2 protein-coding genes are annotated in these 13540 nt (G+C 60.1%); both read right to left on the minus strand.

The window, feature by feature from the left end; translation table 11 throughout:
* A partial coding sequence (locus AC1DVN_RS30470; protein ID WP_477994787.1) for a non-ribosomal peptide synthetase occupies positions 1-8059 on the minus strand: 8059 nt, incomplete at its 3' end.
* Positions 8060-8332: 273 nt separating this feature from the next.
* Positions 8333-13540, minus strand: a 5208-nt coding sequence (locus AC1DVN_RS30475) for an amino acid adenylation domain-containing protein (protein WP_477994789.1), incomplete at its 5' end; no start/stop codon positions are given.

A 13540-nucleotide genomic window follows, 5' to 3' on the forward strand; every position in this document is an offset into this window, starting at 1 on the left:
AAGCAAAGAAATCGTCATCCAACCCGACACGCTCGACCCCGAGAACATCCCCGAACACCGACGCGACGATCTCCTCCACCGCCGTCACCGGAGCCCTGAACACCGCGGCCTCGAACACCGGCTCCGGCAACAACTTCCGATCCAACTTCCCCGACGCATTGAGCGGAAACGCATCCAACACCATGATCAACGACGGAACCATGTACGACGGCAACACCGTACGCAGCGAATCCGTAAGCGCCACAACATCAACCACCGCACCCGACGCCGGCACCACATACCCAACCAAGCTGTCACCCGACTTGGAGTCAGAGTGCATCACGACGACGGCGTCGTTGACGTTCTCATGTGTGAGCAGGGCTGATTCGATCTCACCCAGTTCGATCCGCTGACCACGCAACTTCACCTGAAAATCGCTACGGCCGATGTACTCCAGCTCCCCCGATTTGGTCCATCGAACCAAATCTCCGGTGCGGTACAACCTGGCGCCGGCTGATCCGAACGGATCGGCGACAAATCGCAGCGCCGTCATAGCAGGCTCACCGTGATATGCACGAGCCACCTGCGGTCCACCCAAATACAGTTCACCGGCCACACCCACCGGCACTGGCGCCAACCGGCCGTCAAGCACAACAGTGGACGTGTTAGCGACGGGCGAACCGATCGGGACGACCATCGCCTCAGAAGTCGCCTCCCAAGCTGTTACCACCTCGACCTCGGCAGGCCCGTACCAGTTGTGCAGGCTCGCCGACGCGTACCCGCTGAATCGGCGTACGGTGTCGGCGCTCAACGCCTCTCCTGCGACAAAGACGCGACGCACCGACTCCGGCAGCGGCGCGGGCACCGCGGACATGAATGCGTTCAACATCGACGGAACGAAATGCACAGTCGTGACCCGCTCTTGCGCAATGGTTTTCGCAAGATAATCTGCGTCCCGGTGTCCGTCGGGAACCGCGATGACCAGTTTCGCTCCAGTTTGGAGAGTCCAGAACAATTCCCAGACCGAAATGTCGAAGGTGATCGGCGTTTTGTGCAGTACCACATCCGAGCGATCAAGCCTGTAGGTCGCCTGAGCCCACACCAACTGGTTCACCGTTGCGCTGTGTGTAATCGCAACGCCCTTGGGGCGACCTGTCGAACCTGAAGTGAAGATCAGATACGCCGTGTTTTCCGATCGCAAAGGCGAATTGCGTTCAGAGTCGGCTATCCGGCGAGATGGGAACCCGTCCAAGTTCAGAGCCTCGACAGTCACCATCCGTCGACCCGTCGACGCGAACTGATCGCGAGCGGTAGTCAGAATCAGTACCGGATCCGCCGCCTCTACGACGTACTCGGTGCGTTCTGCTGGATGATCTGGATCGATAGGAACGTAGGCGCCCCCAGCCTTCAGAACGGCGTAGACCGCAACCACGAGGTCAATGCTCCGACGCATCGCCACACCGACCAACTGCTCAGGTCCGACTCCTTCGGAAATGAGGTGACGCGCGAGTTGATTGACCTTGGCATCGAACTCCGCATACGTAAGTTCAATTCCGTCCATGGCCAACGCGACAGAGTTAGGCGTCCGCGCAACCTGCTCGTCGAACAACGAGACCAGCGTCGCATTGTCCGAGCACAAAGAACCGGCCGAAACAGCTTGCGCCAGTACCTGTTCACTCTCGCTCTGTGAGAGTACGGGAATATCACCCACCAGTACGTCCGGAGTTGCGGACACTGTGTTCAGAATTCGCAACAGACGATCGACGAATTCCAACACCGTTGATTCGTCGAACAGGTCGGTTGCGTAGTTGAACGACCCGTGCATCCCCGAGGGTTCTCCCGACTCGCTGATGACCTCGGACAGAGTGATCTGAAGGTCGTATTTCGCCGTTCCCGAGTCCGCTTCGATCCCGGAAATCGTGAGTTCTGGCAACACGAACTGCGTTTGCGCAAAGTTCTGGAACACCAACAAAACCTGGAACAGCGGTGAATGCGCAGTAGAACGCACGGGGTCGATCTCATCCACCAACCACTCGAACGGCACATCCGCATTGGCAAACGCCGATAGATCGATTTCACGCACCTGCTCCAGGAACGAACCGAATCCTTCCGACGCTTCGACGTTCGTGCGTAAGACCAGCGTGTTGACGAACATACCAATCAGATCGTCGAGTTCGGCCTCGCCGCGTCCTGCGACAGGAGTACCAAGGACCACGTCCGGAGAACTGCTCAGTCTGGACATCAAAACAGCCACCGCCGCGTGAATGACCATGAAGACAGTCACGTTGTGGCCCTCTGCGAGCCTCGACAAGCCTGAATGAAGGCGTGCATCGACTGTGAAATCGACTGTCGCTCCGCGCAATGACTGAATCGCCGGCCTGGCACGATCCAAGGGGAGATTCAGGACCGGCGGAACGTCAGCCAACTGCGCGTGCCAGTATGCAATCTGCTTCGACGCGATCGAATCCGGGTCGCCGTCCGAGCCCAACATCTCGCGTTGCCACAACGCATAGTCCGCATACTGCACTCCGAGAGGCGCCCACCCCGGAACTACGCCCCGAGATCGGGCCTCATACGCGACCATGACATCGCGCCCGAGTGGACCGACCGAGGAACCGTCTCCGGCAACGTGGTGGATCACGACAACCAACACGTAGTTGTCAGAGCCAAGGCTGAACAGTTTCGCTCGAACGGGGACCTCAGCACCGACGTCGAATCCCTGTCCGACAACCTCTGCTACGCGCAGCATTACAGACTCGGCGTCGACCTCGACTGGACTCAAGTCCAGCACGACATCTTCGGGTGGAACAATTACCTGCATTGGTCCATCTGTATCGCTTGGGTACAATGTTCTGAGCGACTCGTGCCGTGCCAGGACATCGGAAACAGCAGCTTTCAGCCCCGCCACGTCCAGCTTCCCTGAAAGCCGGATCGCGAGAGGAACATTGTAGACCGGCGACTCTGGGTCGAGTTGGTTCAGAAACCACATCCGTTGCTGTGCAAGGGACAACGGCACCCGCTCCGGGCGCACCCGAGCAGTCAATGCCGCCCGAGCACCCGAACCGATCTTGGTCTGAACTCGGGCAGCCACGCCCTCGACCGAGGACACCTCGAACAGCACCCGTACCGGAACCTGCGTATCGAGCGCCTGCCCAAGGCGGGCAACCATCCGAGTCGCAATCAGCGAATTGCCACCCAAAGCAAAGAAATCATCATCAAGCCCGACCCGATCCACACCCAACACCTCGGCGAAAACCGAGGCAACCGACTCCTCCACCGGAGTCACCGGAGCCCGGAACGCCGCAGCCTCGAACACCGGCTTCGGCAACAGCTTCCGATCCAACTTCCCCGAAGCATTCAGCGGGAACGCATCCAACACCATGATCTGCGACGGCACCATATACGACGGCAACACCGACCCCAACGAATCCACAAGCGCCGCAACATCAACCACCGCTCCCGACGTCGGCACCACATACCCCACCAACTGATCACCGGTCTTGGTCGACACCACCGCCACCGACGACACCGACACCGACACATCGGCCACCAGGGCCGACTCGATCTCCCCCAACTCGATCCGCTGACCCCGGAACTTCACCTGGAAATCGGTGCGCCCGATGTACTCGAGCTCCCCCGACCAGCCCCACCGCACCAAGTCCCCCGTGCGGTACATCCGATCGCCGACACTGCCATGAGTGAACGGATTCGCCACGAAGCGATCCGCCGACAAATCCGGACGAGAAACATACCCACGAGCCAACTGATCACCCGCAAGATACAACTCACCCGCAACACCCGCCGGCACCGGACGCAATCGCGAATCCAAGACGAAAACCTGCGAATTCCACTGCGGCACACCAATAGAAGCCACACCACCGTGGACAGCATCCGTCACATCCGCGAACGTGATCGACACCGCGGCCTCGGTCGGACCATACAAGTTGTGAACCCGCGCGCTTGAAACAACACCGAAATCGCGCACCGTCTGCGCCGGCAACGCCTCGCCGATGACGAACACATCACGCAGCGAATCCAACTGGCTGGCAGAGACTTCCCCCGCGAACACCGACAGCATCGTCGGCACGAAGTCCGTCACCGTCACACGCTGATCAGCGATCACCGACGCCAAATACCCCGGATCCCGATGACCGTCATGAGTGGCCACCACCAACCGAGCACCCACCGCCAACGGCAAGAAGAAGCCCCACAACGACACATCGAACGTCGTCGCAGTCTTCTGCAAATACACATCCGACCCAGTCAGAACATACTGACCCTGCATCCACGCCATCTGATTGACGATCGCCTCATGCGAAACCGCCACACCCTTCGGCTTCCCCGTCGACCCCGACGTGAAAATCACATACGCAGCATTCGAACCACGCAGCGGCGCAACACGATCCACATCCAACACAGGCGCATCCGAGAACCCGGACACATCCAACTCGTCAATCAACACCACATCGAACTCACCCGGCAACACCACACCGTCACCAGCAGTGGACAACACACACACCGGCGCCGCGGTCCCGAGAATATGACCATTGCGCTCGACCGGATGATCCGGATCCAACGGCACATACGCCCCACCCGCAGCAACCACCGCATACATACCCACAACAAGATCAACCGACCGACGCATCGCCAACGCCACCAACGACTCCGGCCCCACACCCACCGAAATCAGATACCGCGCAAGACGGTTCACCCGAGACCCGAACTCCGCATACGACAGAGACTGTCCCTGGAACATCACCGCCACCGCACCCGGCGTCGCCGCCACCTGCGCAACAAACCCGTCGAGCAACAAAGCGTCGTCAGTCAACTCGTGAACGGTGTCATTGACCGTCACCAACACCTGCGATCGCTCGTCCTCACCGAGCAACTCCACATCCCCAACAACCGAATCAGGCTCCGCCACCATCGCTTCCAGAACACGCACCAACCGCTCCGCAAACGAAACAACTGTCGACGCGTCGAACAGATCCGTCGCATACGTCAACGACATCGGCATCCCCACACCGACGCCGTCCTCCTCCAACGGCGTCACCGTCAACTGCAGATCGAACTTCGCGATCTCGACACCGGCGTCGAAACCGGCAATCGACAGTCCCGGCAACTCCACGACATCCTGCGCCATGTTCTGAAAGAACAGCGCAACCTGGAACAACGGATGATGGGCCTGCGACCGCGCCGGATCAAGCACTTCCACCAAACGCTCGAACGGCACGTCCTCGTTGCCGAACGCCCCGAGATCGACCTCACGAACCCGACCCAACAACGCCGAAAAAGACTCCGAAGAATCCACCTCGGTCCGCAACACCAACGTATTGACGAACATACCGATCAGATCGTCCAGCTCCGGCTCACCCCGCCCTGCGATCGGAGAGCCCACCACAACGTCGTCACTACCGCTCAGCCGCGCCAACAACACCGCCAACGCCGCATGCACCACCATGAACAACGACACATTACGATCAAGCGCCAACTGCTCGAGCGCTCGATGTAACCGCGCCTCTATCGAAAACTGGTAACTCGCCCCCTGATTGGATGCCACCAACGGCCGCGGGCGATCCGCCGGCAGCTCGATCCGCTCCGGCAACCCCGCCAACACCGACGTCCAATACCCCAACTGCTCGGACATCAACGACGACGGATCGCCCTCGGACCCCAACACCTCACGCTGCCACAACGCGAAGTCCGCGTACTGCACCGCCAGCGGCGCCCACTGCGGAACCTGACCACCCGCACGCGCCACGTACGCCACCGACACATCACGCACCAATGGCCCCAACGACACGCCATCAGCAGCAATATGGTGAATCACCAACGCCAATACAAACTCCGACGAGCCCGTCTGGAACAAACGAACCCGCAATGGCACCTCGACCGTGACATCGAACCCCTCTGCCACCACTGGCGTCAGCACACCGAGCAAGTCGGCCGCGTCGACAGTTTCGGGCAATACAGTTCCCACGAATTCGTCCACCGGAAGTACTTGTTGGAACCCGATGCCCTCGAATTCCGGGTAGACGGTCCGCAACACCTCGTGCCGCGCAACAACATCCGACAGCGCTGCGGACAGTGCCGAAACATCGACGGCACCGGACAACCGCAACACGATCGGAATGTTGTTCACACCAGACACAGAGTCGAATCTCGACAAGAACCACATCCGCGACTGTGCAAGGGAAAGAGGTATCCGCTCCGGACGAGAGCGAGGGGCCAAGGCAATTCGCACATGCCCCGCTGAATCTGACAGAACAGATGCAAGTCCGGAGACTGTCGAGTACTCGAACAGCGTTTTGACCTGAACCCGCACATCGAAAGCCGCACTGAGACGCCCGGCCAATTTCGCAGCAATCAACGAGTTGCCGCCGAGTTCGAAGAAGTCGTCGTCAGCGCCGACTCGGTCCACCCCCAAGAGTTCTTCGAATACGCGCGCGACCAGGACCTCACCAGCGGAGGATGGCGCTACAAACTCTCGGGCCTCGAATACGGGATCAGGAAGTGCTGCCGAATCCAGCTTTCCTACCGGCGTCAAGGGGATCTCGTCGATGACAACGACAGCCGCCGGAATCATGTGACGGGGAAGATCCGTCTTGACCACTGCCAGGACGTCATCCCCGGACAACACGGCTCCAACTGCAGGAAGCACATAAGAGATTAGAGCCGTTTCACCGCTGGGCAACACTCGCCCGAGAGTTGTCACAAACTCGACCCGTTCGTCGAGTGCGATGACCGCGTCAATTTCAGTCAACTCGATGCGGAAGCCACGGATCTTGACCTGGGAATCGGACCGTCCGACGTATTCGACGCTACGATCGCCGGCAGCACTTTCCGTCCACCGCACCACGTCCCCCGTGCGGTACATTCGTTCACCCTGGGCCCCAAAGGGATTCGCGATGAATCGATCGGCCGTCATTCCTGCCAAATTGTGGTATCCGCGCGCAACCTGCGGCCCTGCAAGATAGAGCTCACCCGTAGTCCCCGTCGGTACAGGCTGCAAGCGAGCATCCAATACCAAAGACGCTGCACCACGAATCGGACCACCGATCGTGACGGGATCACCCGCGCCGAGTTCCGTCATGTTCGTGACGATCGTCATCTCGGTCGGGCCGTACGCGTTGAAAAAGTGGCGTCCGGGCGCCCACTTCGCGACCAACTCTGGCGGACACGCCTCACCCGCGACCACGACGACAGCAACATCGTCGAGTCCAGATGGATCCACCGATGCGAGCACCGAAGGAGTAGCGCCGACATGCGTCACTCGCTCTGTCTTGATCAGCTCGGCTAGCTCGGGCCCACCGTAGATGCTCGATGGGGCAATCACCATGACGGCGCCTGCTCCGATCGTCTCGAGTAGTTCGAAGATCGATACGTCGAAGCTTGGAGTCGTGAAGTGCAAAACCCGTGAATTGCCGTCGAGCGACAGCATGCGAATTTGCTCTCGCTGCAGGACGGCTAGCCCCGAATGCGAAACAACAACACCCTTGGGTCGCCCTGTGGAGCCGGATGTGTAGATGACGTACGCGGCGTGCTGCTCACGCAGTGTTCTTACCCGCTCGTCATACGTCACTGGCGCGCCGGAGACAGCGGCCAACGACTCGACAGTGTCCGAAGCATCGATCGAGATCCACCCGACCGAGTCAGTTAACCCGGCGCGTGCACCCTCAGTGGTCAACCCGACCGAAACTCCAGAATCGCTGATCATGTAGGCCACGCGATCGGCTGGATAGTTCGGATCAACCGGGACGAAGGCGGCGCCGGACTTGGCGACTGCCCACAGTGCCAGAACGGACTCGATGGACCGCGGTATCGAAATTGCAACCCGATCCTCTGGCCCCATGCCGCCGGCGATCAACAATCTCGCCAAACGAGACGATTGCTCGTCCAACTCTGCGTATGACAGCGAACGTCCTTCGAACCGCAACGCCTCCCGCTCGGGCCCCAGCTCGACGGCCGCCGCCAGCAGTTGCGGAAGCAACGATGTGCTGGCACGACGGCCGCGTGCCGGACGCTCTCGACGTGCCTTGCGAGCTACCGACGTCCCTGGCGTCACACCATCGGAGCTCATGCGGTCACGACCTGCACTCGAACGGCATGCTGGAGGAACACGTGCTGCGTCAAGACAATTTCACCTTCGCTTTGGTACTGCAGTTCGATCAGTATTCGCAGGAATCCGATCACTTCCGAGGTTCTACCCTTGACCTGGGCAAATCGCGTTCGACGTCCCGGTAAAGCCCCAATAGTTGATCGGACACACCGAACCATTGTTACAGCTGTCGCGGAGTGGACATCATCGGACTGTTCGGGATATGGGAGTCCATCGACTTCCTGAACGGCGGCGTCAGCTCAGAGTCCACGTCGCGGGATCACAGGCCAGGCGTAGATCAGGCAGACCTCCTTCGACGACATCTGTGAAGACGTCTGTCGGACCAACCGCGTGCGAAACCCACTCCTCTTCAAGGAGCTCGTGTACCTCTGCGTCCTTCGCCTCTTCCGAGGAAAGAAGTACGACGCCACCGACCGCCCCGCCAAGCAGAATCGTCAGAACCGATGTTTCATCGTCGTCGGGACCGAAGTACATCAAACGCGATTCGTAGTCGACGTCGTGCTTTTGCGACATAGCATCCAACTTCGCTGCGAGCTCTCCATGGGTGATCTGGTCAGAGTGTGATCCGGTAACCACGACCGCGACGTCGTCCCCACTCAGCGGACGAAGCCGATCCGTGTAGTTCACGGAACGACTCGAATACGACGCCACCAATTCGACAACCCCGGACTCGTTCAGGTCGAGGATCGTATCCAGCGCGACATCAGAATCTGCACTGCCCGAAGTCAGCGTCAAGGCCACACTCGGGTTTGTTCCTCTTCCAGGCGTACGCGCTGCTCCTGTTGTAGTTCCCACGAGTACTGCCGCGCCTGCTTTGGACAGCGCCCAGATCGCCACTACCAGTTCGATGCCACGCAGCCCTGTCATCGCAACTGCGTCACCCGGGCCGATCCCAAGACTGATGAGGTGGCGCGCAAGGCGAGATGATCGTGCATCGACCTCGTGGTATGTCACTTCCTCTTCATCGCACACGACTGCTACGGCGTCAGGATCAGCCTCAACGGAGTTCGCCAATCGCTGTGGCACGAGTCGGCCCGTCGAAGCGCCAACGGCCGGGGGTGGCGTTGTGTCCACGGAGCCGAGGACTTCTGCTCGTTCGGAGTCGGTGAGCAGTTCGATGTCACCGATCGGACGTGAAGGATCCGAGGACACCCGATCGAGAACGCGTACGAATCGCTCGACATGTGCGTCGGCGGTCGCTTGGTCGAAAAGATCGGCGGCGAAAACCAAATGGCCAATCAGTCCTCCTGTGATCGGATCAGAACTGAGATTGAGTTGGAGGTCGAACTTCGCAGTCGCCTCCACACCCTCGACTGCCGAGATCTTCAGATCCGGCAGACTGAACTCGGCTCCTGCCATCGGTTCGACCGACAGTGCAACCTGGAAAAGCTCGTTCGCTGACGCCGACAACGCGCCGGTAACTTCCTCGAACGGTATGTCGCCGTTCGCAAATGCCTCGAGATCGACATTTCGAACCAGCGAGACCAATTCGCCGAATCCTGCTCCGAGGTCCGGAGCGGTCCTGAGTGCGAGCGTGTTGACGAACATTCCGACTATGTCGTCCAGTTGCTGCTCACCTCGCCCTGCTACAACTGTTCCGATCGCGAAATCTCGGCTTCCGCTCAACCGTGAGATGAGAACTGCAAGCGCGGCATGCACAACCATGAACAATGTGGCGTTGTGTTCGCGCGCAATCTCGTTGAGCCGCGTCGCCGTGTCCGCACTGACGGAGAACTCCGAGACACCGGCCTTTGCAGACATCTGCGCGGGTCGCTGACGGTCGGAAGGCAATCCGGGCGTCGACGACACACCGTTCAACGTCCGGCGCCAGAAGTCGAGTTGCTGTGCAGCCTGCGAGCCGATCTCGTCGACGCTACCGAGCACTTCGCGCTGCCAGATCGCGAAGTCCGCGTACTGAACAGTCAACGGCGTCCACGACGGCGCGGTACCGCGCATGCGGGCCTCATAGGCGACCATCATGTCTCGGGCCAGAGGTCCCATCGATTCACCGTCAGCGGCGATGTGATGAGCGACCAAGACGAATATGAAGTCTGCCGGCCCCAACTCGAGCAACCCAGTGCGTACAGGTACTTCCTGAGCTACGTCGAATCCGGTCGTCACCAACTCCACGACGCGATTGAACGCCGCGGCCTCGTCGTCCACCTGAATCGTTTCGAGAGGCGAAAGGAGTTCGTCGATCGCGACGATTTTCTGAACCGGCCCTTCGATGTCACTCGGGTAGCTGGTCCGGAGCGACTCATGTCGAACCAAAACGTCGTGAAGAGCCTGGCGCAAAGCCGCGACATCCAAGTTCCCTGTCAATCGCAGAGCCAACGGAATGTTGTATGCCGCAGAACCGGGATCCATCTGGTTTACCAACCACATTCGCTGCTGGGCCAAGGACAGAGGAAGACGTTCTGGACGTTCCCGCGCCTCCAACTCCATCCTCGCACCGGAACCTGCGGTCTTTTGCGCTACTGCAGCCAAACCTTCCACTGTCGAGTTCTCGAACAGCACGCGCACCGGGACCTGCGCATCGAGCGCCTGTCCCAATCTTGCTGCCAACCTGGTAGCGATCAACGAATTACCACCCAGCGCAAAGAAATCGTCATCCAGACCGACCCGCTCCGCGCCCAACACATCTCCGAACACCGACGCAACAATTTCCTGCACCGCTGTGACCGGCGCCCGAAACTCTGCTGCCTCGAATACCGGTGACGGGAGAGCCTTTCGATCCAATTTGCCCGAAGCATTGAGAGGAAGCTCGTCGAGGACAAGAACCTTCGAGGGCACCATGTACGTCGGAAGCACGGCCCGGGCAGACTCCAGAACTTCGGACGCATCTACTGCAGTTCCCACGACATACCCGACCAGGCTGTCGCCGAACGTCGCATCGCTGTGCAGGACGACCACCGCATCTGAAACCGCCTCGTGCGAGATCAGAGCAGATTCGATCTCGCCGAGTTCGATACGCTGCCCCCGCAGTTTGACCTGGAAATCCGATCGGCCGATGTACTCGAGCTCGCCCCGACCGTTCCACCTGACGAGGTCGCCGGTTCGATACAACCTGCTGCCGCCATCTGAGGCGCCCCTTTCCCCGCCCGCAAAGGGGTTGGCGACGAAACGCTCCGCCGTCAACGCTGCTCGGTTTCCGTATCCGCGACCGACACCGACACCACCGACATACAACTCGCCGATCACGCCCGGCGGCACCATACCCAACGACCGATCCAGAACGAACAGATCCATGTTCGGCACCGGTGCACCGATCGGAACGCTGACGGTGTCATGCGCAGTCACTGCGTGGAACGAGACCACGTCCGACGCTTCCGTCGGGCCGTAACTGTTCACCAGGCGTACGCCGCCTGACAACAAACTGCCAAGACGATTGAGCCGGATCGACTCGCCTCCAAGGAACACAACATCGAGAACGCTCAGAGCAGACTCCTCATCGGAATCCACCACGGCTTCGAATGCGCTCGGCGACATGTTCGCCACTGCGACGTCACCGTGCCCGACGCGAGCGACGATCGCATCCGGATCGAAACCGTCTGAGGCAAGCACTGCGGTCCGACCGCTGCTCAGCGCTGCCCAGACGTTCTTCTGCGTCAGGTCGAAACTGGGTGAAGACGCGATCAAAAGACCACCAGTTTCGGGCAACTCGCTGCGATACCAGGCCACCGTATTCTCGATGCCCGCCATCGGCACCAACGTCGGCTTCGGACGACCAGTCGAACCGGATGTCGAAATGACATACCCCAAGCGGTCGCCCGCACCGAGCTCACGCCATCGATCCGTCGGCCCCTCCACAATCGGCGAATCGCGAATGATGCTGTCGAGGACGATGACGTCCACCGCCAGATCGAGAGTCGTCGTACTCACCGCACATCGGGCGCCAGTGTCGGCAATTATCGCTTCGATCCGATCCTGTGGGTACGACGGATCGATCGGCCCGTACGCAGCACCCGCCTTCCACGCCGCCAACATACCTACGACCCACTCGACCGACCTCGGCACGATCAACGCGACGACGTCATCCGGACCGACGCCGGCCGCCGTCAATCGCTCGGCCACCACGTTTGCGTAGGCGTCGAGTTGCCCGTAGGTCAGCGCCTCGCCATCGCACTCGACGGCAAGAGAATCAGGGGTCTGCCCAACCTGTTCGTCGAACATCGCAGTCAGGGAGGCGCCTGCCAACGCTGTGCGCCCACCAGTGGACCAGCTGAGAAGGTTGCTGCGCTCAGCAGCGGTAAGTACGTCGATATCACCCAACCGAACTGACGGATCAACAGTGATCTCAGCAAGGATGCGCCCGAACCTGCCGGCAAAGCCTGCCACCGTCGACTCGTCGAACAGATCCGTCGCGTACGTGAACTGCGCCGCCATCCCCGCTGGTGCGCCCGCCTCGTCAAACTGCTCGACCATGGTCAACTGCAGATCGAACTTGGCCGCCACCGTGTTGGCGTCGATTCCCGCAACTGTCAGATCGCCAAGTCGAAGCACCGACTGCTCCATGTTCTGGAACGACAGCATCACCTGGAACAACGGATTACGAGCCTGCGACCGCGCCGGATTAAGCACCTCCACCAACCGCTCGAACGGCAGATCTACATGGGCAAATGCACCCAGATCGCCCTCACGAACCCGACCCAACAACTCCGAGAACGACTCCGAAGAATCCACCTCCGTCCGCAGCACCAACGTATTGACGAACATCCCGATCAAATCATCGAGAACCTGCTCACCACGACCCGCCACCGGAGTACCGATCGCAATATCGGACGTACTCGACAACCGCGCCAACAACACCGCCAACGCCGCATGCACCACCATGAACAACGACGAATTCGATTCGCGCGCAATCTTTTTCAGAGACGAGTGCTCGATTTCGCCGATCACGAACGCATGCTTGGCACCGCGATTGGACGCCACCGCAGGCCGCGGACGATCAGCCGGCAAATCCAACTGATCCGGCAACCCCGCCAACGCCGACTCCCAGAACCCGATCTGACGCGAAATCAACGACGACGGATCATCTTCCGAACCAAGAGTCTCCCGCTGCCACAACGCATAATCCGCATACTGCACCGCCAACGGCGCCCACCCCGGAACCTCGCCTCGAGAACGAGCCTCGTACGCCACCATCACATCACGCGTCAACGGCCCCATCGACACGCCATCACCACTGATGTGATGAACCACCATCGCCAACACGAACTCCGACTCCGACACCGCGAACAACCGCGCCCGAACCGGAACCTCCACCGCCACATCGAAACCGGTCGACAAGAATTCCGTCACCGCACCAACGACATCGGACTCCGACACCGCCACCGGCGACAAATCCAACCGCACCCGATCCGCAGACAACACCTCCTGGAAGCCGACACCGTCGACCTCCGGATACACCGTCCGCAAAATCTCATGCCGCGCAACAACATC

This window comes from Rhodococcus sp. P4_E4 (assembly GCF_056401575.1).